Annotated in this window: 25 protein-coding genes; 12 read left to right on the forward strand and 13 right to left on the reverse strand. The window is 40.6% G+C overall.

Translation table 11 applies throughout. From position 1 onward, the window contains the following. Positions 1–2: 2 nt before the first annotated feature. A complete protein-coding gene (locus ACMUMJ_RS11660; RefSeq protein WP_414679017.1) occupies positions 3–860 on the forward strand; it encodes an ABC transporter permease in 858 nt (285 codons plus the stop codon). Positions 861–901: 41 nt separating this feature from the next. On the opposite strand, the gene ACMUMJ_RS11665 is transcribed toward ACMUMJ_RS11660, so the two are convergent. Continuing rightward, positions 902–1,525 (reverse strand): TetR/AcrR family transcriptional regulator, encoded by a 624-nt coding sequence (locus ACMUMJ_RS11665; protein WP_414679018.1) that lies wholly within the window; start codon positions 1,523–1,525, stop codon positions 902–904. Positions 1,526–1,641: 116 nt separating this feature from the next. Here ACMUMJ_RS11665 and ACMUMJ_RS11670 point away from each other — a divergent pair, with 116 nt between their 5' ends. Beyond that, entirely contained in the window at positions 1,642–2,574 is a 933-nt protein-coding gene (locus tag ACMUMJ_RS11670) for a hypothetical protein (RefSeq protein ID WP_414679019.1), read from the forward strand. Positions 2,575–2,657: 83 nt separating this feature from the next. Here the strand turns inward: ACMUMJ_RS11670 and ACMUMJ_RS11675 are convergent, their stop codons facing one another. The 5 genes from ACMUMJ_RS11675 to rpoE form a co-directional block, all read right to left on the reverse strand. Then, positions 2,658–4,067 carry a DegQ family serine endoprotease gene (locus ACMUMJ_RS11675; RefSeq protein WP_414679020.1) on the reverse strand — a complete coding sequence of 470 codons (1,410 nt, stop codon included), beginning with the start codon at positions 4,065–4,067 and terminating at the stop codon, positions 2,658–2,660. 157 nt (positions 4,068–4,224) lie between these two features. Beyond that, complete coding sequence (locus ACMUMJ_RS11680; protein ID WP_414679021.1) at positions 4,225–4,692, reverse strand: SoxR reducing system RseC family protein; 468 nt, start codon at positions 4,690–4,692, stop codon at positions 4,225–4,227. Next, entirely contained in the window at positions 4,689–5,651 is a 963-nt protein-coding gene (locus tag ACMUMJ_RS11685) for a MucB/RseB family sigma factor regulatory protein (protein WP_414679022.1), read from the reverse strand. The genes ACMUMJ_RS11680 and ACMUMJ_RS11685 overlap by 4 nt, the downstream gene beginning before the upstream one ends. After that, positions 5,652–6,380: a hypothetical protein gene (locus ACMUMJ_RS11690; RefSeq protein ID WP_414679023.1), complete on the reverse strand. Its 729-nt coding sequence runs from the start codon at positions 6,378–6,380 to the stop codon at positions 5,652–5,654. It abuts the gene before it with no gap. A 1-nt stretch (position 6,381) separates the two neighbouring features. Further along, positions 6,382–6,969, reverse strand: coding sequence for an RNA polymerase sigma factor RpoE (gene rpoE / locus ACMUMJ_RS11695; protein ID WP_414679024.1), 588 nt, complete (start codon positions 6,967–6,969; stop codon positions 6,382–6,384). Positions 6,970–7,216: 247 nt separating this feature from the next. Here rpoE and nadB point away from each other — a divergent pair, with 247 nt between their 5' ends. After that, complete coding sequence (nadB, locus tag ACMUMJ_RS11700) at positions 7,217–8,812, forward strand: L-aspartate oxidase (protein ID WP_414679025.1); 1,596 nt, start codon at positions 7,217–7,219, stop codon at positions 8,810–8,812. 7 nt (positions 8,813–8,819) lie between these two features. Here nadB and ACMUMJ_RS11705 read toward each other — a convergent pair whose 3' ends face one another. Together ACMUMJ_RS11705 and ACMUMJ_RS11710 are read right to left on the reverse strand one after the other, a co-directional pair. Next, entirely contained in the window at positions 8,820–9,356 is a 537-nt protein-coding gene (locus tag ACMUMJ_RS11705; protein WP_414679026.1) for a hypothetical protein, read from the reverse strand. After that, positions 9,328–9,603, reverse strand: a complete 276-nt coding sequence (locus tag ACMUMJ_RS11710; RefSeq protein WP_414679027.1) for an FAD assembly factor SdhE — start codon at positions 9,601–9,603, stop codon at positions 9,328–9,330. The genes ACMUMJ_RS11705 and ACMUMJ_RS11710 overlap by 29 nt, the downstream gene beginning before the upstream one ends. A 232-nt stretch (positions 9,604–9,835) precedes the next feature. Here ACMUMJ_RS11710 and ygfZ point away from each other — a divergent pair, with 232 nt between their 5' ends. Beyond that, positions 9,836–10,744, forward strand: a complete 909-nt coding sequence (gene ygfZ, locus ACMUMJ_RS11715; protein WP_414679028.1) for a CAF17-like 4Fe-4S cluster assembly/insertion protein YgfZ — start codon at positions 9,836–9,838, stop codon at positions 10,742–10,744. 34 nt (positions 10,745–10,778) lie between these two features. Here the strand turns inward: ygfZ and ung are convergent, their stop codons facing one another. Further along, complete coding sequence (gene ung / locus ACMUMJ_RS11720) at positions 10,779–11,468, reverse strand: uracil-DNA glycosylase (protein WP_414679029.1); 690 nt, start codon at positions 11,466–11,468, stop codon at positions 10,779–10,781. Beyond that, a complete protein-coding gene (locus tag ACMUMJ_RS11725; RefSeq protein ID WP_414679030.1) occupies positions 11,443–12,360 on the reverse strand; it encodes a phosphotransferase in 918 nt (305 codons plus the stop codon). Before ACMUMJ_RS11725 ends, ung begins: the two co-directional genes overlap by 26 nt. An 88-nt stretch (positions 12,361–12,448) precedes the next feature. Here ACMUMJ_RS11725 and ACMUMJ_RS11730 point away from each other — a divergent pair, with 88 nt between their 5' ends. After that, positions 12,449–13,306: a transcriptional regulator HexR gene (locus tag ACMUMJ_RS11730; RefSeq protein WP_414679031.1), complete on the forward strand. Its 858-nt coding sequence runs from the start codon at positions 12,449–12,451 to the stop codon at positions 13,304–13,306. A 120-nt stretch (positions 13,307–13,426) separates the two neighbouring features. Here ACMUMJ_RS11730 and edd read toward each other — a convergent pair whose 3' ends face one another. Beyond that, complete coding sequence (gene edd, locus ACMUMJ_RS11735) at positions 13,427–15,250, reverse strand: phosphogluconate dehydratase (protein WP_414679032.1); 1,824 nt, start codon at positions 15,248–15,250, stop codon at positions 13,427–13,429. 378 nt (positions 15,251–15,628) lie between these two features. Between edd and gap the strand changes: the two genes are divergently transcribed. The 5 genes from gap to purK all read left to right on the forward strand — a co-directional run bounded on the left by gap (position 15,629) and on the right by purK (position 20,420). Beyond that, on the forward strand, positions 15,629–16,642 hold the full coding sequence (gap, locus tag ACMUMJ_RS11740; RefSeq protein ID WP_414679033.1) for a type I glyceraldehyde-3-phosphate dehydrogenase: 1,014 nt from the start codon (positions 15,629–15,631) through the stop codon (positions 16,640–16,642). 86 nt (positions 16,643–16,728) lie between these two features. Further along, positions 16,729–18,174 (forward strand): pyruvate kinase, encoded by a 1,446-nt coding sequence (gene pyk / locus ACMUMJ_RS11745; RefSeq protein ID WP_414679034.1) that lies wholly within the window; start codon positions 16,729–16,731, stop codon positions 18,172–18,174. Positions 18,175–18,200: 26 nt separating this feature from the next. Further along, on the forward strand, positions 18,201–18,656 hold the full coding sequence (locus ACMUMJ_RS11750; protein WP_414679035.1) for a methylglyoxal synthase: 456 nt from the start codon (positions 18,201–18,203) through the stop codon (positions 18,654–18,656). A 201-nt stretch (positions 18,657–18,857) separates the two neighbouring features. Then, positions 18,858–19,349, forward strand: a complete 492-nt coding sequence (gene purE / locus ACMUMJ_RS11755; RefSeq protein WP_414679037.1) for a 5-(carboxyamino)imidazole ribonucleotide mutase — start codon at positions 18,858–18,860, stop codon at positions 19,347–19,349. Next, on the forward strand, positions 19,350–20,420 hold the full coding sequence (purK, locus tag ACMUMJ_RS11760) for a 5-(carboxyamino)imidazole ribonucleotide synthase (RefSeq protein ID WP_414679038.1): 1,071 nt from the start codon (positions 19,350–19,352) through the stop codon (positions 20,418–20,420). It abuts the gene before it with no gap. A 112-nt stretch (positions 20,421–20,532) separates the two neighbouring features. Here purK and hppD read toward each other — a convergent pair whose 3' ends face one another. After that, the gene (hppD, locus tag ACMUMJ_RS11765) at positions 20,533–21,612 is read right to left on the reverse strand and encodes a 4-hydroxyphenylpyruvate dioxygenase (RefSeq protein WP_414679039.1); all 1,080 of its coding nucleotides are present in this window, start codon (positions 21,610–21,612) and stop codon (positions 20,533–20,535) included. Between the two features lie 266 nt (positions 21,613–21,878). Between hppD and ACMUMJ_RS11770 the strand changes: the two genes are divergently transcribed. Beyond that, positions 21,879–22,349: an Lrp/AsnC family transcriptional regulator gene (locus ACMUMJ_RS11770; protein ID WP_414679040.1), complete on the forward strand. Its 471-nt coding sequence runs from the start codon at positions 21,879–21,881 to the stop codon at positions 22,347–22,349. Between the two features lies 1 nt (position 22,350). Here the strand turns inward: ACMUMJ_RS11770 and ACMUMJ_RS11775 are convergent, their stop codons facing one another. Next, the gene (locus ACMUMJ_RS11775) at positions 22,351–23,001 is read right to left on the reverse strand and encodes a glutathione S-transferase (RefSeq protein WP_414679041.1); all 651 of its coding nucleotides are present in this window, start codon (positions 22,999–23,001) and stop codon (positions 22,351–22,353) included. A 100-nt stretch (positions 23,002–23,101) separates the two neighbouring features. On the opposite strand from ACMUMJ_RS11775, the gene ACMUMJ_RS11780 reads away from it, so the two are divergent. After that, positions 23,102–23,974, forward strand: coding sequence for a LysR family transcriptional regulator (locus tag ACMUMJ_RS11780; protein ID WP_414679042.1), 873 nt, complete (start codon positions 23,102–23,104; stop codon positions 23,972–23,974). Positions 23,975–24,144: the final 170 nt, after the last annotated feature.

A 24,144-nucleotide genomic window follows, 5' to 3' on the forward strand; every position in this document is an offset into this window, starting at 1 on the left:
CTATGACTTTATATGAATCATTTAAAAGCTATACAGGCCTCACAAAAACAGGTCTTGATAAAAGAAAAATATCTACCTTTGGTGATACATCTGCCGTTGGCAAAGGCCGATTTTGGAGTGTTCTCTCCGTATTAACACTCGCCATTATTTGGTATTTAGGAAGCGCCTTTGGCTTAATTAACCCTATATTTTGGCCTTCTCCAAGTGCAGTTTGGCAACAATTTTCATTAATATCTGAGGAAGGATATCGTAACTTCTCACTTTGGGAACACATCTGGGCAAGCTTATATCGTATTCTTGTCGGTTTCACATTAGGTTGCTTAATCGGTATTCCACTTGGCTTTGCTATGGGGTTATCGCAAATCATTCGAGGTTGGTTTGATCCAATTGTTGAATTCTTTCGACCTATTCCACCTCTGGCTTTTATCCCATTAGTAATTATCTGGTCAGGAATTGGGGAACGCTCAAAAATTCTACTGCTCTTTTTTGCGGCCCTTTGGATAATGGTCATTGCAGCACGAGCGGGTGTCAGCAGTGTGAAGCTCAATAAGATTCATGCCGCACATTCATTGGGTGCCAATAAGAGGCAAATTTTACGGTATGTGATTCTGCCCAATTCCTTACCTGAGATTTTCACAGGAATGAGAGTCGCCATGGGCGTCTGTTGGGGCACCGTTGTGGCCGCGGAACTGGTGGCAGCAGAATCAGGTGTTGGTTTTATGATTATGGTTGCCAGTAAATTTTTAGCCACTGACATTGTCGTTCTAGGCGTTATCATCGTCGGGTTAATTGGTTACGGCATTGATATCATGATGAGAAAAATTGAAGCCAAATTAATACCATGGAAAGGGAAAGCTTAAGTCACTTTTGCAGAAAAGCCATAACAAGCTATGGCTTTTCTCTACCGTCCCTTATCCTGTTTTTTATACATTGCCAAAAACATGTTCACCGCCGAATCGACGACCAACAATAGACTGCTGTCATCAAGCGTATTTTTTCTATAAATAATTTGAGGCCAATAAGCGGCGCCTTTTAGCAACCCCAGAAACTGGGTCGTCGCTAAGTCAATATTATCTAATGCTAATGCACCATCTTGTTTTGCGCTTTTTATCCAACGTTTTAAACCACTTTCTAATGTCACCACTTTGGATAATGCTTCTATACCAATCTCTGGTGTAATCATATTCTCCGCCATTAACATACGAGAAATGTTAAGATATCGATCAGAGGTAATAAGCGCTAATTCTTGTTTCGCAATGTCAGTTAACTGCACATTAAGAGGGATAGACGAGCTGTACTCATACTCTGTTGCCTTTAATGTTTCACTCCAAATACTTTCGGTTATTTCTGAAAATAAATTCTCTTTGCTAATAAAATGTTTATAAACAGTACGTTTTGATACATCTGCTCTGGATGAAATTTTATCCATGCTGGCTTTACGAAAACCACACGCAATAAACTCTTCTATCGCCGCTTCGATAATTGCACTCTTCTTTTGAGCACTGACACTTTCGTTCAAAGACATTTTCACTCTCATTTTAGACAACAAACAAAAGTAGACTTGTGAGTTTACTTTTGAAGAAATAAAGGTAAACTCACAAGTCTACTTTTTATATTTCCAACTGGATAATACGGACTTTTATGAATCATATACGAAAAACACTGTCGGCTATAATTATCGCCTCCTCTTTGATGGGATCGACTTCTGCATTAAGTGACGAAGAAACACATTTTAATGCGACAAAAACCACACAGTCGCATTTAGTCAAAGCGCAATTTTATCGTTGGTATCAATTGTATGAACGACCAATGAATAAGACAAGAATCGAAAACCAAATGGATATTTTAGCGAAAGGTATCATGATCACCTCCGCGGCAGGTCAAGTAAAAGGCAAAGAAAACTACCATGAACGTGTAAAAGTTTTTACAGGCTGGAAGAATGCTCATCATGTTCAGGCAGTGAATGTTATCGAAACCTCCCCTACTGAGTACCAACTCACCGCCAGCATTCAATATCAGAACATAAAACCAGATGGCGAAAAAAGCAGCTACAGTATTGATTATGACACACGCTTGATTGCTAGCAACTCGCTACTGCCAACATTTGCCGAAATCAACATTAAACCAACAGGAACAACAATGCTTGATTTTGAGGACGCCTATCCAGAAAACCGTATGTTATCTCTGGTACATTATTGGGCAGCATTAATGGAACAACTCGATGGCAATGTGGAGCCATTTAAAGAACTTCTAACGCCGAACTTCACATTAAACTTTTCATCTGTAAATAATAAAATTAACAGCATTGACGCCTTATCTAAATGGCTCAATGGCGCACCACTGCAACTCAAGCAAAGTAGCCATCATCTAGAAAATTTCTCAGTGGTGGAAACTGAAGAAAACCATTTTACAGTTAATGTAGATTTTGACTGGTATGGAATAACGAAAACAGATCAAAAAATGGTCGCTAAAACGCGTCATACATGGGCTGTCATCGACAACCCAGACGAACGTTTTGCTAGAGTTCAAAACATCCATGTTGAGACATTAGAAGCATTTAGGCTACTTAAGTAAACGCTCTATTTTTATCTTTGTATTCTTCATAAAAAAACGCCAATCTAGAGAGCCAGATTGGCGTTTATCTTTATCTATTAAAACTATTCAGTAATTTTAAACGGTATAAACATCGGATAGCTATCACGAATCACTCTCATAGGCACTGAACGATTGCTCGGTAAATCGGCGATAATGCTTGAAAAACTGTTCACATTATCAACGTTTTGACTATTTAACATCGTGATAATATCGCCTTTCTGCAAACCGTTTCGAGACGCATTACCTCCGATTACTTGAGTAATCACCACACCGCCGTCGATATTCAGCTTGTCTGCTTCTTCTGCCGCTAGGTTTTCGACCGTCATACCCAATCGATTTTGCTCTTGCTGAGTTTGTGCAAACAGTGGTGGATCATCCGGTCTAGATTCCAACATTAATGCCAGTTCTTTTTTACGTCCATCACGATAAATCAATGTTTTAACTTTATCTCCAGCTTTCATGCCACCCACTCGATAAGGTAATTCAGCAGAGTGCTCAATTACTTCATTACCAAATTCCAGAATAATGTCACCGGCTTTTAAGCCTGACTTCTCAGCTGGAGAGTCTGGTAATACACGACTAATCAGTGCGCCAGCAGGTCTATCTAACCCAAAAGATTCTGCCAAGTCATTATTAATGTCTTGGATAATAACGCCTAACCAAGCGCGAGACACTTTGCCATCTGATTTCAATTGATCTACAACAGACATAACAAGATTAGACGGAATAGCAAAAGACACGCCCATAAACCCACCAGAACGCGTGTAGATTTGTGAGTTAATACCAATCACTTCACCTTCTAAGTTAAATAAGGGTCCACCAGAGTTACCCGGATTGATAGCAACATCGGTTTGAATAAAAGGCACGTAATTATCAGAAGGTAGATTACGACCTAATGCACTGACAATACCCGCTGTGACCGTGTAATCAAAGCCAAATGGAGAGCCGATGGCTAGTACCCATTGCCCTGCTTTCAGACCATCTGAATCCCCCATTTCAACAGTAGGCAAGTCCGTTGCTTCTATTTTTAATAATGCCAAATCGGTTCTTGGATCGGTTCCTACTAACGTAGCAACGTACTCACGGCGATCGTTAAGACGTACATGGATAACATCCGCACCGTCTATAACATGATTATTGGTTAAGACGTATCCGTCTTCAGATACAATAAAACCGGAACCCAATGAGTTTCGCTGTCTTTGTTTTGGTGATGGTTGCCGCTGTCCTCCAAATGGTTTTTGACCAAAAAAGTGACGAAAAAATTCATTCAGTTCTTCCGCTTCTGGACTAAGGTTACCACCTCGTTTCGAGTTTTTGCTTGGGGTTTGCTCTGTACTAATGTTTACCACGGCTGGAGAAGCAATTTCGACAAGTTCGGTAAAATCGGGTAACTCAACTGCGGATGCCGTAACAGAAAAAAACATGAAGAAACTGGCAAGCATGATACTGGTTTGTTTAAGCATTCTGTTCATTGATTGGTCTCCTTTGGTGTACCAAAAATCTAACAGTACTGAAATAGTAAAAAGAGAATACGTCGAGAATACTCAAATTTGCCTTTAAAAAAGAACATTTGCTCGTCATCATCTGGCTCTCGACTTTGCATAATTTATAGTAGCAAAGACAAGGATATCAAGGGTGTTGATAAATGGAAATTTGCAATCTTTCCACTGTCTTTACACGCAGTACTCTCGGCATAAAATCAGGATTACCCGACTCTTTCTCCGCTTTGCTTCTAGCAAAAAAGAAACCACCAGAGAACCCTAATAAAGCCCCCATTACAGGTAACATGGGGTCATCACTAATTAGACTAGGAAAAGTTGCACCCACAACAAGACCAACTAATGGTACAAAATACATCCATATAGATGCTTTAAGTAACGTATCTTCCGGCACGCCTATAACCACTTCTTGCCCTACTACAACGTCTAAGTCGCACATGGTATTCATCCTCATTTTATTGGATGAGGACATCTGGGTAACAGCATGATGTCCGCAGGCATGACGAGCACGACATGCTGTGCAACTGCTCGTTCGAATAGTCTCCACTTCAGCAAAACCATTGCTAATCGACAACACTCGACCATTTTCTTCTATCATAATGCAGTCCTAGGTAAAAAAGACATCAGCATTTTTTCAACCGTTTTTTCTGGCACCTCACCAACGATTGTTAATCTTAGGATATCCGTTTGCAACGCTCTAGAGACTTCACCTACTGTCGTTGACCCCATCTCCATAACAGAGTAAGCCGTTTCAATATCGGTTGGCTCAACAAACACGGAAATAGACGTAATGCCATCAGAAAGAAGTAGCATGGCTGTTTTTTCATTTAATACCCGAGCATCACGCCAAACAGGAGCAAACCCATCAGGTAACCAATCAAAACGCCATTTGTTGTCCGTCATTTTAGGCTTAACGTCAACAATATGACGAGAATATGTGCCCAAACGTGGAACAAAGTCTGTTTTTGTCAAATTTGGAGTAAAGCTTATATCCGTGAATTGAACTCGATCAATCACATCACCTTGTAGGTTTAACGTATCGTGCTTTAATAGAAAATCGTTTTCAGAATCAAGCCAAAAATCATGCCCAAACCGATAATTATCTTTAGGAACCAAAGACAGTTTATGTGTATGCCTTCCAGCAATCACCTCTGTTGTATCAGACAATTCAAATGTATAACCTTCTAATAAACGCTCACCATTCAACTCTTTAAACTGCCTAAGTGGCGCGGTTACTGGATCGGCAGTATTAGCAAAGGAAATATCAGGGTACACACAGATTACACTGTCATCGACACGAATAACCTCAATTTTATCCCCATCAAGATCCACCAAACGTTCGTATTCTGAGCCGTCAATAACATCATGTAAAATTCTCATACTGTTCATTTCCACACCTTGTGAACGAACAAATATGCCTTGATAGCTTAATGCTGAAAAGGATTGCACCATATTAGACAAACGCGCCAAACCTGCACTACTATCTGAGGCAGCATAGGCGACATTCACAACAAAACCAATCAGTAAGCTAAGAACGATTTTTTTCAATGCAATCACCTATTGATCATCATTTTCAACAGAAAAGCTCACGATGCGTGCCATTGATATCATTCCTTGATTCGTCGCCATCGCAGACTGCTCAGCATGCTGTCTTAAATAACTCTGCAAACGATCATTATGAACATCTAAACTCAGTGTTTTAATATCTTGAGGGTTATCTAATATAGAATGCGTTTGATCCAAGCTTGCAACCGTCTCTACAGAACCCCCTTCACCACTAGCAAAACCACTGTCTTGTGAAAGAAATAATTGTCCACCTAATACAACAACAAAGGCAACGCTTGCCACCATCGCAAAGGTTTTAACAGAAATAATGTTATTTTTTCTCTGCTCTTTATTTACTAACGAGTCGTGTGATAACGAAGCACTGGATAACGAGCTGCCTAAATTAGCCGAGTCAGTGTCATTTAACTCAGCTTTTCTAGCTAACAAATCCACGACATTAGCGGGTTCGGCATTCGATTGGTCTGGAAGTTGATCAGGCTCAATCCCGTCTATCCCTTCCCTAACTCGACTCAATAAATCGAATTGAGAAAAATCTACCATGGGCTCAGAACTGCTCAACGCTTTCTGAGTCGCCGCATACGCATTAAGAGTAGCTTTCCATTCTTCATCCTCTTGCGACAACAGGAAATTTAAATCGTCACTCGATATACGATCATCGATAAAATCCGATACGCATTGCGCTACACTCTTATCATGTAACGTTTTTTTTGATTTATTCATATCACTCTCCTCCGTCCAAATAGGGACGAATATGCAGTTCGATCGCTTCCCTCGCTCTAAATATACGCGAGCGAACCGTACCTACAGGGCAATTCATTACTTGTGCGATTTCTTCATAGTTCATTCCATCAAATTCTCTTAATGTAATGGCCGATTTCAACTCTTCTGGTAACGTTTTAATTACACTATAAATAGCCTCTTCTAACCGATTTCGATTTAAATTTGCATCGGGAGAAGCCACATCGGACAACTGCTCGTACACAGAAAAAGAGTCATCATTATCTAACTCAACATCACTACCAGACGGTCTACGAGATCGACTTATTAAATAGTTCTTTGATGTATTTACCGCAATACGGTAAAGCCAAGTGTAAAAAGCACTGTCGCCTCTAAAAGTGTGGATGGCACGATACGCTTTAATGAAGCTCTCTTGTGCCACATCCATAACTTCGTGTTGGTCGTTTACATAGCGACTAATGAGGCCACAAACCTTGTATTGATACTTTAATACCAATAGGTCAAATGCTCGTTTATCCCCTTTTTGAACTCTTTCAACCAATTCTTGATCAGAAGGCGAACCTTGCGGCATAACAACCTCGGTCTAATAACAACGATGTCAACCTTCTTATTCCATAACAAAGATAGACACTGGAAAAACAAACTAGTTCAGACTTTCTTTAACTTGATTCTCGTGATAAGAGTAATTGAAATCACTAAAAGCACAGATTTTATGCTCTTTCCCTTAACTTTGGTGGTTATTCAATCAGATAAAGTATTCACTAATCCCATACAACAATAGTACCATTAATCTTTTCATGATGACCAAGAACAATCATATGAGCCAACAATATCACTACGATATTCTAATTATTGGTGCCGGTGCCGCAGGTTTAACCCTCGCACTTGAACTTGCTAAAACCCATAAAGTTGCCATGCTGACCAAAGGGGATATTCGAGAAGGCTCTACCTTATATGCTCAAGGTGGTGTTGCAGCGGTGCTTTCTGAAAAAGACACCGTTGAATCTCATATTGAAGATACCATTACGGCTGGCGCTTACTTAGGTGATCCAGATGCCATTCGCTTCACTGTGGAACATTCAAAAGAAAGCATTGATTGGCTCATAGACCAAGGGGTTCCTTTCACTCGCTCGAATGAAGGCAACTCTTATCATTTAACAAAAGAAGGCGGCCACAGTCATCGACGTATTATCCATGCCGCAGATGCAACAGGCCAAGCCATCTCTTCGGCCTTGATACACAATGCAACGAAACACCCAAACATTGATTTTTTCCCTGATCGCGTCGCGATTGATGTGATCACTTCAGAAAAGCTGAAGGTGGATGGAGACAATCGTGCTCTAGGCATTTATGCGCTTAACCTAACAACAGAAGACGTTGATGCGTTCAGCGCAGGTCGAATCGCCTTAGCAACAGGCGGAGCCAGTAAAGTGTACCTTTATACAAGCAACCCAGATACTGCATCCGGGGATGGAATCGCGATGGCATGGAGGGCTGGCTGTCGGGTAGCGAACCTTGAGTTCAATCAATTTCATCCAACGTGCCTATACGATGCAAAAGCAAAAACCTTTTTGGTCTCTGAAGCCGTTCGCGGAGAAGGTGGTAAATTACTCTTACCCGATGGCAGTGCCTTTATGGCAAAGTTTGATGCCAGAGAGGAGCTGGCCCCAAGAGACATTGTCGCTAGAGCAATTGACCACGAAATGAAACGCCTAGGGATTGATCATGTCTTATTAGATATTTCACACAAAGGCACGAAATTTATAACAAAACATTTCCCCACTATTTATGAGCAATGCTTAAAATACGGCTACGACATGACTAAAGAACCCATTCCTGTGGTCCCTGCGGCCCACTATACTTGTGGGGGCGTGGTCGTCAATAAATTCGGTCATACAGATTTAAAACATTTGTATGCCATTGGGGAGACATCCTATACTGGCCTCCATGGTGCCAATCGCTTAGCAAGCAACTCTCTATTAGAATGCATTGTCTATGCTCGTTCTGCCGCTCAACACATGCTTTCTAACCCCGTATCACCTAAACCGCCTTTCGAGATTCCTGAATGGGACGACAGTCAAGTCACAGACTCAGATGAAGATGTTGTAATTGCGCATAATTGGCAGGAGTTGCGTCAATTTATGTGGGATTACGTGGGTATTGTTAGAACCAATAACCGCTTACTAAGGGCGAAACATAGAGTGGATTTATTACTGTCTGAAATCGATGAGTTTTACAGTAACTATAAGATTAGTAGTGATTTAATCGAACTACGCAATTTAGCCAACGTAGCTGACCTTATCATTCAATCTGCCATGGTTCGCAAAGAAAGCCGCGGCCTTCACTTCACACTCGATTATCCAAAAACCAGTGAAACACCCGAACCCACTATATTAACGCCCGACAAGAAATAAATAAGACCTAATCATGAGCCTTATGCATCTTCAACCGGACTTCTCGAGCGGCAAACGATTGCAGCGTTCGATATTCTGTTAAAGGCAAGGAGTCTCTGGCAATTAAGAGACGCTTACGACCTAAGGGGAAGTACTCTTTAATGACTTTTTTCACGTATTTTAAGGTAGTAGGCGCCGTTTGATCAGCAGACAAAGCCTCAACATTAATCGGAGTTTCTAGAGAAGTGACGTCTTTTTTCTTGTCATACCATGCATGCAAACACAGGTTTCCATACTGCTCAAAATACAGACGATGCTTATCTAAAGCGTTTCCAACGAGAACATAAGCACCATCCGCATCTAAACCAATGGCAACAACGGATGCAAGCCAACACCATTTAATATAAAAAATACTGATAAGAAGAAAAAAGCCAAACACAGACCAGAACACATGATCAGGTAACAACCACGTACTGACATACAGCACCGTTCCCCATATCGGCAACAGTGCTGTAAATAAGCAAAGGAAAGAAGGTTTAAGCGTTGTAGTTTTCAGGCTGAACACGGTCAACAATCAACTTCACAATGAGAGCAAGTTCGGGGTCTGTAGGGATTTCCTTTTGCATAAACCAGACAAACATATCTTGATCTTCGCATTCAATGAGCTTATAAAAACACCGCTTTTCTTCATCGGTTAATGTTTCATAAACATCGTCTAAGAAAGGCTCCAGCAACAAATCCAACTCTAACATACCTCTACGGCAATGCCATTTCAAACGCTTAAATTCCGTTGAATCTGATACTTCACTCATTGCAACACCTCAAAAAGACCGCCAATAAAAACACGTTCATTATAGCCCCTGCTCACACTCCAAGAAAACAATTAGAGAAGACTTTCCCCATTTCCTATCGGCACACCTTTTCGGCGTCACGAAAATTACGCCTTTTATCCAATAAGAATATTGAATTTCCAAATTATGGCACCAACATTATAGGATTCGATACGTTCCTATCTTTGAGCCCTACAAGGTAATATTACTCAATATGAATAACTTGTTTTCTTCTACTCAGCAGCACTTTTCTTTCCCTATTCATTCACAAGAAAACAACTTAGGTGTATTGGCGTTTGACGGGGCAGATTCCAGTAAGTTTTTACAGGGGCAAATTACAGCCGATCTAACCAAGCTTACGGATGACAATGCATTGACTGGCGCAGTTTGTAACCTAAAAGGGCAAGTCATCACTAATTTCTATCTAGTGAAAGCAAACGATTCGATTTTGATGATTATGCAACACGATCTACTTGATAAAACGCTGCAACATTTAAAAAGGTTTGCTGTTTTTTTCAAAACGACATTGTCTGATGTGTCTGATAACTACCATCTTGAGAATCAGTTCTTTTATCCAGCCTCAGACCTTGTTTTTACTGAGCAAGAGAATAAAGCAGTATTGCGTGATCAAGCAAACTATTCCATTCAGATCAGTCCATTCCCTATTCAACACGTGTTATGTATCTCACCGCAGAACGAACAAAAATACGAACCTCTTGAGAACAATGTATCAACAGATGCTTTATCACTACTGGCTGCGGAACCCTTAATTACACTTGCAAATAGTGAGCAGTTTTTACCGCAAATGCTCAATATGCAATTTACCAATGGTATCAGTTTCAAAAAAGGGTGTTACACAGGGCAAGAAATCGTTGCCCGTGTTCAATACAGAGGGAAAACTAAAAAACGTTTATACATTGGCTCGATCAACAACACCATCAACGAAAAAACCACGGCCATCACCAACAGCGACGGTAAAAATGTTGGTGATATTGTTCAACAAACCAAGCTAAACAACACAACTCTGATTCTGGCCATAATAAACATAAGTGATTCAGAGTCACCTTTGTTTATCAGTGACGAGGCGCTTACATTGCACGATCTACCTTATGATTTAGAATAATGCAAAAAATCGTCAAATAACTAGGCGATATCATTCAAACTGCATCATTTGTAAGCTGCCAATTTATCTCTACATTGTGGTGACGCTTCAAATACGCATTCGTTTGAGAGAAGTGCTTACATCCAAAAAAGCCTCGATATACGGATAAAGGCGATGGATGCACAGACTCAAGTACAAGGTGTTTTTGACGGTCTATTTTTTTGCCTTTCTTTTGGGCGTAGCCGCCCCATAAAATAAACACCACATGTTCATGATATTCATTAATAAGTTCAATGATGGCATCTGTAAATGTTTCCCAACCTTTTCCTTTGTGGGAGTTAGGATTGCCTGCTTCTACTGTCAGTACACTGTTTAGCAACAACACCCCTTGCTGGGCCCAAGGAATTAAACAACCGTGATTAACGGGGTCAATGTCTAGATCACTGGTTAGCTCTTTATAAATATTAACCAACGACGGTGGTATTTTCACTCCCGGCAAAACAGAAAAAGACAGCCCATGAGCTTGATTAGGGCCGTGATATGGATCCTGTCCTAAAACAACCACTTTTACGTCTTTAAATGAAGTCCAACGAAAAGCAGAAAAGCAGTCCTCAGCCTGAGGATAAATAACAGCCCCATCTTCTTTACGGACGTGTAAAAATTCAAACAAAGGATCTAATGACGTTAAATCGATCACTTTTTCTAGAGAATTTTTCCAATCATTTGGTAAAGACTGCAAATTCATCACTCACTCCCATATCTAAAAAGCTTAATTTATCACCTAACATAGTTGCAAAAATATAATAATAATTGAGGTCTTCCGTACCATCATTTCCAATCAAAAACTTTAATAACATCCACACCATTTCACGAACCAAATACAAAGCATGATAATACTCCAGAGTATCCAGTGTTTGCTTTAGCGGTAAATCCTGATTGTACTCGGTAATTAACAGTGCAGTCTGGTTAGATGTTAAATTATGAGATGATTTAACCACAGCCAAATCGAATAACGGGTCACCTAAACCTGAATACTCCCAATCAATTACCCAAAACTTCTCCTCGTTTGCCAAACAGTTTTGTGGATTTAAATCATTATGGCATGTGCATGGAGTGAAATTGGGTATATTGGAATACAAGCGTTTGGTTATTCGTTCGAAGAATTCACACTGCTTTATCAATGACACATCAAGGTTTGGGTGCAAGCGTATTTCATCAAGATAATGTTTTATAACAACATCCAATTTATAGAGCTTTCCTGAAATATTTAACTGATGTATGGCCTTAAAACTTTCTGCTAGACGCTTAATGTCTTTTGTTGTGTGCTTTACATCCCAAGGAAATGCAATCTGAGGAACAAATTGACTGACCATAAATCCTTCGTGATTCAAATGCACAACACGAGGTGAAAGCCCTAGTTCCGTGACAATAGGTAAGATTTCTTTTTCATACTCTCGATTAATTAAAAAACGGTCTTTATCTAAGCAGGGAACTCTAATGATGAAATATGGAACATCGTCCCGTTTTGCGACATATGTTTTATTGGAAAAGCCGCCATCTACTTTATCAAGTATTAATTCAGAAATGGGTGTCAGTAAATGGGTAATTGGCGTTAAATTGTTGAATATTTCCCTCATTTGTAATCCTTTTATTGCCAGATATCAATGTGACTGTCAAAATGATAACAGCCATTCATTAGTCAAAACATAGACTCGAAGAACAAAAATGATTAAACATGACGACATAATTCGAAAGATCCAAGAAAACTTAAATACATTAAGCAAATCTGAGAAAAAAGTGGCAGAAGCCATTTTGGCAGACCCAAAATCCGCAATACATTCTAGTATTGCCAAACTCGCAGCCAAAGCAGAAGTCAGTGAACCAACTGTAAATCGCTTCTGCCGTAGCTTAATCGGCAGTGGATTTCCAGATTTCAAAGTTGCTTTAGCTCAAAGTCTTGCGACGGGTACGCCTTATGTCAACTTAAATGTTGAACCGGATGATGCTCCTGGTGCGGTCACTCATAAAATATTTGAAGCCGCTAAAAATGATTTAACGCGTGCTCAGTTGATACTCCCTGAGGCGTTAATCAGTCGGGCCGTTGATGTATTGGCACAAGCAAGACGCATTGAGTTTTACGGTTTAGGGGCATCAGGGCCTGTTGCTCAAGACGCTCACCATAAATTCTTTCGACTTAACATGCCCGTTGTTGCTTACACTGACATATTAGTACAAAGAATGGCGGCAGCTGGCACTCACCCGGGAGACGCTGTGGTGGTGATTTCCTATACGGGAAGAACACTGCCTCTTATTGAAACTGCCCGAGTGGCAAGGGACGCAGGGGCGACCGTAATAGGAATAACCAATCCAAACTCGCCATTAACAGAGCATTGCTCAATCATCCTACCGATTGAAGAAACCGAAGATACGGACATATACACCCCGATGAGTTCGCGTATCGTGTATTTAACCTTGATAGATGCACTTGCCACTGGTGTTCTTTTAAAACGAGGCCCCGAATTTAACGCCCATCTCAAGAAATTAAAACTGAGCGTTCAAGACACTCGCCTTCCTAAAGAATAAAAAGAACATAAGCAGTGAGAAATCGCTTAAAAAGAATCGAAAAAAGGGGGAGCTAAAAAGCTCCCCAAACACCCGCACTGAATATAAGCTGGTTAAATTAAACCAGACTCAAGTCAGTCGTCAGAGGAAATCATCTTGAAACAAGCTAGATGCACCTTGCTCTGCTCCACTTACTAATTTTCGTTGTGCTGCAAATAACTCTCTCCCCATCCCTTGAGAAGAAGAACTCACATCATTAGCCACCAATGCTCTAGCAGCCAACTCTTCGGCTGACACAAGCAACGCCAGCTCCCCAGTTGAAGAATCTACCCGAACGATGTCGCCATCTTGAATTTTTGCTATTAAGCCACCCTCAATTGCTTCTGGTGTTAAATGAATCGCCGCTGGCACTTTTCCTGAAGCTCCAGACATACGACCATCAGTCACTAAAGCAACCTTATATCCTTGATCCTGTAAATTGCCTAAATACGGTGTCAATTTATGCAGCTCTGGCATACCTACCGCTTTAGGCCCTTGGAATCGAACGACTGCGACACAGTCTTTTTTCAATGACCCGTTAGAAATAGCATCTGCAAGCGCATTTTGATCATGGAATACAACCGCAGGCGCCTCAATAACACGATGCTCAGGCTTAACCGCAGATACTTTAATAACAGCACGTCCTAAATTGCCTTTTAATAGAGACAACCCACCTTCTGGACTGAAAGGATCATGAATAGGCCGAACAACGTCTAGGTTCAAACTTTCATCGGTGCCATTCTTCCAAACCAATTGGCCATTTTCCAAGAAAGGTTCTTTTACATAATGCTGCAACCCATGACCAACGATTGTATTAACATCTTCGTGCACCAAACCACCTTTAAGCAGTTGCTTCACTAAAAAGCCCATACCACCAGCAGCATGAAAATGATTAATATCAGCTTGGCCATTCGGATACATTTTTGTCAATGAAGGAACAACCTTGCTTAATTCTGAAAAATCATCCCACGTAACAACAATGCCCGCCGCTCTCGCAAACGCAATAATATGCATAGTGTGATTGGTAGACCCCCCCGTTGCCAACAAACCAACAATCGCATTCACAATGCTTTTTTCATCCACAATTTTATATAAAGGACGGTAGTCGGGACCAATCGCTGTAATTTTTGTCGATAACTGAGCAGCGTATTCAGTAAGCGCTTCCCTTAAAGGCGTGTCTGGACTGACAAAAGAAGAACCAGGAAGCTGCAATCCCATTAACTCAACTAACAGCTGATTCGAGTTAGCTGTGCCATAAAAGGTACAGGTACCTGCACTGTGATAAGATGATGATTCAGCTTCTAGCAATTCATCTCTCGTCGCTTGGCCTTGTGCAAATCGTTGTCGAACAGCCGCTTTTTTTGCATTACTAATACCAGAGCTCATAGGACCAGATGGAATAAATAAGCTTGGCAAGTGGCCAAAACGTAAAGCAGCGATTAATAGACCAGGTACAATTTTGTCACAAATACCTAAAAACACAGCGGCATCAAACATATTATGGGAAAGGGCAATCGCTGCGCCTTGAGCAATGTTGTCACGACTGAATAAACTCAACTCCATCCCATCTTGACCTTGCGTCACACCATCGCACATAGCAGGCACACCACCAGCAAACTGAGCGATTGAACCGACAGCATGCACAGCTCGACGAATTTTATCTGGATAAGACTCATACGGTTGATGCGCTGACAGCATGTCATTGTAAGAGGAAACAATGCCAATATTTGCTTCATCTAACAATGTCAGTTTCTGCTTATCCGTAGGACTACAAGCAGCAAAACCATGGGCCAAATTACCACATGATAATGCACCTCGGTGTGGGCCAAGTTGTTGAGCTTTTTCCATATCTTTTACATACTGAGTACGTAAGACTGTGCTACGTTCAACAATCTTTTTTGTAACACTTATAACCGTAGGATTCATTGATCACTCCGAAGAAGCTCTTTAAGAGATAACAAGCTATTAAATTATGTAATATTACAACATTTTACCTTACAAAAACGTCAAAAACCAGAGAAAAGCAAAACAAACACGTAATAAAACTACATAAGTTGTGCTTTTTCTTCTTGTTTAATTGCTCAGCCTCCTTACCTTGCATTTTTCATGTATCATTTCTCTACAATTACATGCACAAACAGAAAAAAGCGCTTTTTTACTAGCCAATAGCATGCTCAAAAAAGGAATACGTGTTGATTAAAGCGCACTTTTTGTAGTATTTTTACATCATTATTGACGTAGTTTGTGAATGGCATGTTAATCAAAAGTTAATTTTAAAATTTCACTTAATTTAAAGAGGTAGGTATGACTATTAAGGTAGCGATAAATGGTTATGGTCGAATTGGTCGTAACGTTCTGAGAGCACTATACGAATCTGGCAAAAGAGAGCAGATTCAAGTTGTTGCCATTAATGATCTTGGCGATGCAAAAATCAATGCTCACCTAACAAAATACGATACTGTTCATGGCCGCTTTAACGCCGATGTAAACTTCGATACTGATGCTCTTTATATTAATGAAGATAAAATCAATATTCTTTCTGAACGAGACCCATCAAAACTCCCTTGGGCAGATTTAGGCATTGATGTTGTTTATGAGTGTACTGGCTTCTTTACAACAAAAGAAACCGCTGGTGCACACATTACAGCGGGTGCAAAGAAAGTTATTATTTCTGCTCCTGGCAAGCAAGTTGATGCGACCGTTGTTTATGGTGTGAACCAAAATGTTCTGACGTCTGACATGACAGTTATTTCTAATGCATCGTGCACTACTAACTGCTTGGCTCCAATTGCCAAACCACTAAACGATGCTCTAGGCATTGAAAGCGGCTTAATGACAACCATCCATGCTTACACAAATGATCAACGCTTATCAGACGTGTATCATACTGATCTATATCGTGCTCGTGCAGCAGCGATGAATATGATCCCAACGCAAACAGGTGCAGCCGCCGCTGTTGGTTTGGTAGTGCCAGAATTAGCAGGTAAGTTTGATGGTATGGCAGTACGAGTTCCTACTATCAACGTTTCTTTAGTAGACTTGTCTTTTCTTGCTCCACGTGAGACAACCGTTGAGGAAGTGAATCAAATTATTGAAAATGCCATTACAAAAGACCCTGTATTAGCTGAAGTATTATGTGTAAATAAAGAACCGTTAGTATCAAGCGACTTTAACCACAGCACATTTACGTCTAACTTCGATGCGACCCAAACTCGTGTTCAAGGAAAATTAGTAAAAGTAATGTCTTGGTACGACAATGAATGGGGCTTTTCTAACCGCATGTTAGATAACACCATTGCATTAATGAATGCAAAATAACCATTCTGCTCTAAGGCTGCTCATGCAGCCTTAGTTGCTTTTAACTTCTTGTATTTCATTTTTATCTAAAACGATCGGTATTTATCATGAATCGCAGAACAAAAATTGTTGCTACTCTTGGCCCAGCTTCCAGCTCCCCTGAAATGATTGAAAAGTTAATTTTAGCGGGTGCTAATGTATTTCGCTTAAACTTCTCACACGGTCAACCAGAAGATCACATAAACCGTGCAAACGTTGTCCGCGAAATGGCAGCAAAACATGACAAACACGTTGCGATTTTAGGCGACCTTCAAGGTCCTAAAATTCGTATTGCTCGTTTTAAAGATACAAAAGTACAATTAAAGGATGGCGCTACTTTCATCTTAGATGTTGATTTTGACAAAAACGCAGGCGACGAAACTCGCGTTGGTATTGATTACCCTCAACTAGCAGCAGATTCAGAACCCGGTAATATTTTATTACTGGATGATGGCCGTATTGTACTTGAAGTACTTGACGTAAAAGGCATGGAAGTCATTACAAAAGTAATTGTTGGTGGCCCCCTATCAAACAATAAAGGCATTAACCGTCAAGGTGGTGGCTTATCAGCTGCGGCACTAACCGACAAAGACAAAGAAGACATTTTAACCGCCGCCGCACTTAATGCAGATTACCTTGCGGTTTCATTCCCTCGTTCTGCCGCAGATATTGAAGAAGCTCGTACACTTGCTCGTGCTGCAGGCTCTAAAGCAGGTATCGTCTCCAAAGTAGAACGTGCAGAAGCGGTTGCTGATAACGAAACGTTGGATGCCATTATCATTGCTTCTGATGCAGTTATGGTTGCGCGCGGAGACTTAGGCGTTGAAATCGGTGACGCAGAGCTAATTGGCGTACAGAAGCACATGATTAAACGTTGCCGCCAACTAAATCGCCCTGTAATTACTGCCACTCAAATGATGGAAACAATGATCACAAGCGCGATGCCAACTCGTGCTGAAGTATTTGATGTTGCCAATGCAGTGTTAGACGGTACTGATGCCGTCATGCTTTCAGCTGAGACAGCAGCGGGCGATTATCCAGAAGAAGTTATTCACACTATGGTTCGAGTGTGTAAAGGTGCCGAAAAACAGCCTGCAATCAAACGTTCTAAGCACCGTATTGATGTTAAATTTACCGATGTTGATGAAGCCATTGCCATGTCAGCAATGTACGCAGCAAACCATTTAGAAGGTGTAAAAGCCATTATCAGTTTAACTGAGTCTGGTACGACGCCTCTTCTAATGTCTCGTATTAGCTCAGGTCTACCTATCTATGCTTTGTCCCCCAACAAAGAAGCACTAAACAAAACCGCCCTTTACCGTGGTGTAACACCAGTCTCTTTCCCTTCTAAGGAGTTTGATAAAGACAGTTTGAACCAAGGCCTAACAGATGCCGTTAAAGCATTAGGCGTTTTAGAAGATGGCGATTTAGTTATTTTAACTAAAGGAGATCATTTGGTAAGCTTAGGTTCAACAAATGCCATGAAAGTCGTTCGCATTGGTGACGTTCACTAAGATCCTACATTAAGCTGGAATCGTATATGCAAAAGAAAGTCATAACCTCACCCGCTAAAAAACGCATCGCTTTAGTTGCTCATGACAATATGAAATTGGAGCTCACTCAATGGGCTCAGATACATAAAGAGCAACTTATTAAGCATGACCTTATGGCGACAGGGACAACTGGGAATCTTTTGCATAAACAGCTCAATGTACCTGTAAAGGCATTGATGAGTGGCCCATTAGGCGGAGACCAACAACTTGGCGGCCTCATCGCCGAAGGGGAAATTGATGTTCTAATTTTCTTCTGGGATCCTTTTGAGCCAATGCCTCACGATCCAGATATTAAAGCATTATTAAGAGTCGCTGCGGTTTGGAATATTCCGATTGCTTGCAGCGTCGCTTCTGCGAATTTTTTGATTTCATCAAACCTATTTAATGAATCCTATGAGCGTTTAATCCCTGATTATGACGCCTACCTCAAAGAGCGACTTTAAATTAGTCGCTTTTTTTGTGAAACCCCTCACCTACCCTTCGTTTGACTCGCTCCAAGCGCCATAATCCGCTATATTTAGCGCGATAACTTTTTCGCTATTTTACCGCCTTATTCAAAGTAGCTAAAATCAACGCCATTTGAGATCTTTGTTGAACTTCATTTTTAACAAAGTACTAAATAATTGACTGACAGGAGTACAACTGTGCAAGCAAAAGTTGCCCTTATTATGGGTTCGAAAAGCGATTGGGCTACAATGGAATTCGCCGCCGAAGTTATGGATCTACTGCAAGTTCCTTATCATGTTGAAGTCGTTTCTGCGCATCGTACTCCAGTCAAACTGGCCGAGTTTTCTGAACAAGCAGTGGAGCGTGGATTTAAAGTTATTATTGGTGGAGCAGGTGGTGCAGCACACTTACCGGGCATGGTTGCAGCCCACACACGACTTCCTGTACTCGGTGTGCCAGTACAAAGTAAAGCATTAAACGGAATGGACAGCCTATTATCTATCGCTCAAATGCCAAAAGGTGTTGCGGTAGGAACATTAGCAATCGGTACCGCAGGCGCATTTAACGCAGGGCTATTAGCATGCCAAATCCTAGCGAACGAAGACCCTGAGCTGGCAACAAGAATTGAAACATTCCGTCAACAACAAACGGAAACAGTTTTATCACAACCTGACCCAAGAGAGGTTTAAATGTCTACTATTTGGGTTCTTGGCTCTGGTCAACTTGGTGCAATGCTAAAACAGGCCGCAACGCCTTTAGGTCTTGATGTTCGTCCTATAGACATTGAGTCAAATGATATTCTACCGTTATCTCCTAACGATGTAGTGACGGCTGAACGCGAAGAGTGGCCATTAACAAAAGCCACAGAACAGCTAGCAACACACCCTAATTTTGTAAATCTAAGCACTTTTCCTCAACTGGCGGATCGCCTCACCCAAAAACAATGGTTAGACAAACTGGATCTTGCAACAGCACCTTGGTTTTCAATTGAACAAGATTCTAACAGTAAGCACTGCTATCAAACACTTGGAGAACGGGTTTTATTAAAACGCCGACGCGGTGGCTATGATGGTAAAGGTCAGTTTTGGCTTAAGGAAAGTGAAAACACTCAAATACCGGAAGAATGGAAAGGCCTCGCTATAGCAGAACAAGCGATCAACTTTGATGAAGAAGTGTCTCTGGTCGGTGTACGTGGGAAAAATGGAGCAAGCTACTTTTACCCTCTTACATTAAACCTGCATATTAATGGTATTTTATACGCCTCTATTGCACCTTTAGAAAGACTAACTCACTTACAATCAAAAGCAGAAGCCATGTTAAGTAAACTCATGGATGCGCTTGATTATGTAGGTGTTATGGCAATGGAATGTTTCCGTTTAGGCGATGATCTACTCATTAATGAGTTAGCGCCTAGAGTACATAACAGCGGCCATTGGACACAAGCAGGCGCAAGTATTAGCCAGTTCGAAAACCACATACGCGCTGTAGCGGGTTTGCCGTTAACAAAAGCTGACGTTAAAAACACCAGTATGATGGTGAACTTAATTGGTGTGCCGGTTAATTACAATTGGCTTTCTACTGAGGGCTTAGAGCTGTATTGGTATAAAAAATCGGTTAGATCTGGCAGAAAGGTTGGCCACATCAACATGTGTTCTGGTGACATTAGCAAGCTAAGCACAGCGCTAACTGAACTGGATGCTCAATTACCCGAGCCTTACCAAGAAGCAATTGAATGGTTAAAGAACAACCTACCTAATTAGTCTGCTCGTGTAGATCATAGTTAAAAGCAAAACGGGAGCAAACCAGAAAGGTTGCTCCCGTTTTTAATTAAGAACTTATTGGATTCAAGCCCTCACTTCATTCAATATACAATTACTCGCTAAGAACACCACGTCTTACTTGATCTCTTTCCATACTTTCAAAAAGTGCTCTGAAATTGCCTTCTCCAAACCCTTCATCACCTTTACGCTGAATTAGCTCAAAGAAAATTGGACCAATCACCGTTTCAGTGAAAATTTGCAGTAAGCGCCCTCCGTCTTCAGTCGGTGCACCGTCCATAAGAATGGCATTCTTTTTCATACGCTCAACGTTTTCTCCATGGCCGGGTAAACGCTCTTCCAACATTTCATAGTAGGTGTCAGGTGGTGGAGTAAGAAACGAAACACCAATTTTTCGCAAGTTTTCAACTGTTTTAAAAATATCATCACAGCCCATCGCAATATGTTGAATACCTTCACCTTTATATTCAGTCAGGTACTCTTCAATTTGGCTTTTATCATCCGCAGATTCATTAATTGGGATACGAAGTTTTCCACAAGGACTTGTCATTGCTTTTGATTTCAAACCAGTTAATTTACCTTCAATATCAAAGTAACGAATTTCTTGGAAATTAAACAACTTATTATAGAAATCGGCCCACACGTCCATATTACCACGCATAACATTATGAGTAAGATGATCAATATACGACATTCCAGCACCAACGGGATGCATATTATTCTCATCACATGGTTCGAAATCGATATCGTAGATCGAGCCTTTATCACCATATCGATCAACTAGATAAATTAAACTACCACCAATACCCTCAATAACAGGAATATTTAGCTCCATTGGGCCTATTTGATTGCTTGCAGGCGTTGCTCCCAACTCAATGGCTCTTTTATAAGCATATGCGGCATCTTCCACTCGAAACGCCATAGCACATACACTTGGTCCATGCGCTTGAGCAAAACGCTGAGCAAAACTATCAGGCTCATGATTAATAATAAAATTGACTTCACCCTGACGGTATAGAGTAACTTGCTTAGACTTATGTTTAGCAACAGGCGTAAATCCTAACGAAAGAAACAAATCTTCTAATTGTTTCGCATTTTCGGCCGTGTATTCCACAAACTCAAAACCATCTGTCCCCATTGGGTTTAAATCAGTAATTAGGGATACTTTACTCATGTAGCGTCTCCATCATTCTTATATTAATTGTATTTAAAAAACACATCGCTTATGGAGATACTTAAACCTTCTCTACCACTTCAGCATTACTTTATTATAAGAAGTAGAGACAAATATTACCGTGCGAACTCACAGGAAAAACGTCAAAAATGCGCACGAAAAATACATTTTATCTATAAAAGTTGCATTTATATTGCAGATTAACTCAGATAGGTTTATTTTTATCATCTAGTAGATCATTACAAATAAGAGAAAAAGAGATCAATATGCTATTGGATTTAGACAATTACGATTTAAAACTCCTTAAAGCATTGCAAAAAAATGCTCGGCTATCCAATGTCGCACTATCTGAGATGATTAATTTGTCTCCTTCTCAATGTTCAAGAAGATTACAGCGCTTAGAGCAAAGCGGCTTGATTAAAGGTTTTTTTACACAACTTGATATTGATCAGCTCGGATTCAACGTCACAGCGTTTGTCAGTGTTACCTTAGAAAAGCATGGGGAGAACCCAGCACGCCATTTCCATCAGGAAATTCAAAAGATACCCACTATCCTAGACTGTTATTCCGTCACTGGTGACGCGGATTATTTACTGAGAGTTATTAGCCCAAATTTAAAAGCGTTTTCTGATTTCTTAATGGATCATCTCATTTCAATAACAAGTGTTAGCCATATAAAATCGACTGTCGTATTAGATCAAATTAAATCTTCACACGACTGCCCTCTTCCTGAGTAAATTAAACCACATTATCTGTTTCAGGAATCGTCCATTCTTCTTTTAGCGAGTCTTGATACCATTCTTCCATAGCGGGTAATGCTCTCATGGCTTTACTCCAGCTAGAAAACTCATCAGACACAAATAAACCATAACCTGTGACACGCCACATTACAGGTGCGTACATCGCATCTAAAATGCTAAAATCTCCGCATAAAAACTCACCACTGCTTTTCTCTTGATTCGTGAAGAAAGACCAAATCTCAGCCAATCGGGATAAGTCTTTTTTTGTCTTTTCTGATGGCTCAACAACCTTTACACTGCGGCAATTCATAGGGAATTGAGATCTAAGAGAAGAAAAGCCACTGTGCATTTCAAATGCCGCAGAGCGCGCCATTGCTCTTAATTTTGCATCTGTAGGCCAAAGGGGTTTATCCGTGTAACATTCAGCCAGATACTCCATGATGGCCAAAGAATCCCAAATAACCATACCCTCTGATTCAAGCATAGGCACCAATGCCGGAACACCATTGTCAGATGAAAAATCCGATAATGCATCAGTATGTGCAAATGGCAGCAATGTCTCAGTAAATGGAATGTCGAACTCTTTCATTAATATCCATGGTCTCAAAGACCAAGAAGAATAATTTTTGTAGGCAATGTTTAGATTCATCGCTTTTTCCCTATAACAGTGAAGAAGAAAACATGTTAATTTAATGGACTCAACATAAAAAGCGATAAATATTGAACAATAACATCGAGAAAACCGAAGAATGAATCAAAAACAAATTCGAAGTTTGCTTTACGTTGTGGAATTAGGAAGCATCGCAAAGGCCGCCGAAAAATCATTCCTTGCACCATCGACTATTTCACAACAAATAAAAGAACTCTCACTTGAGCTAGGCACAGATCTATTTCAATCCAAAGGAAGAGGAGTAAAGCTAACCGATGCAGGTGAAAAACTGCTACCCAGTTTTTATGCATTTCATCAATTGGCAGAAGACATAAAAATACAAGCTCAATCAAGCTATAAAGAAGCCTATGGAACGTTAACCATTTTCGCTCCCAGCTCTATGTGTATTTATCGCTTACCATCCATAATAGATACATTACAAAGCTCTGCACCAAGCGTCGAGGTTATCCTGATTCATGAGCCCTACGATTATCAAACAGCACTAAGAAACAGAGAGATCGATGCAGCAATAATAGTAAGTGAGAGTATTGATCATGAATGGGAAAACCTAGCACTCTACGATGAAGATGTCCTTTATGTCACTCATCCGGATAGACATAAAAATACAGCATTAACCTTAGCGGAATTACAGAAAAGCACATTAATTACCACAGAAGAAGCTTGCAGCTACCGCATAGCTGCTGAGAGACATTTTGCCCAAGAAAGAGCATTCTTACGTCCTAGACAAACATTTTGCAATGTTGAAGTTATAAAACGTTGCCTGCTAACCAATATGGGTATTGGCCTCTTACCAAAGTGCGTAATACAGGAAGAACTCGATCTTGGATTATTAAAGCATCAAGAAGTAGAAAACACACCGTATCAATTTAAATCGTACGTCACTTACCCAAAAAACAAAACCATCTCTCGTAAATTGAATGCGTTCTTACAAGCAGCGAAAGAAGGCACTTAAAGCACTAATGGACACACTTTATGGGACGGTACTGAACTGTCTTGAAATTCAATTGACGTTCAATCTCTGAACCAAAAAAAACCCTGACAGGGTCACCTATCAGGGCTTTCTAATTGAAACTTGACGACGACCTACTCTCACATGGCGAATGCCACACTACCATCGGCGAT

Origin of the sequence: Marinomonas phycocola, from assembly GCF_047525455.1 — a bacterium.
Classification (GTDB): domain Bacteria; phylum Pseudomonadota; class Gammaproteobacteria; order Pseudomonadales; family Marinomonadaceae; genus Marinomonas.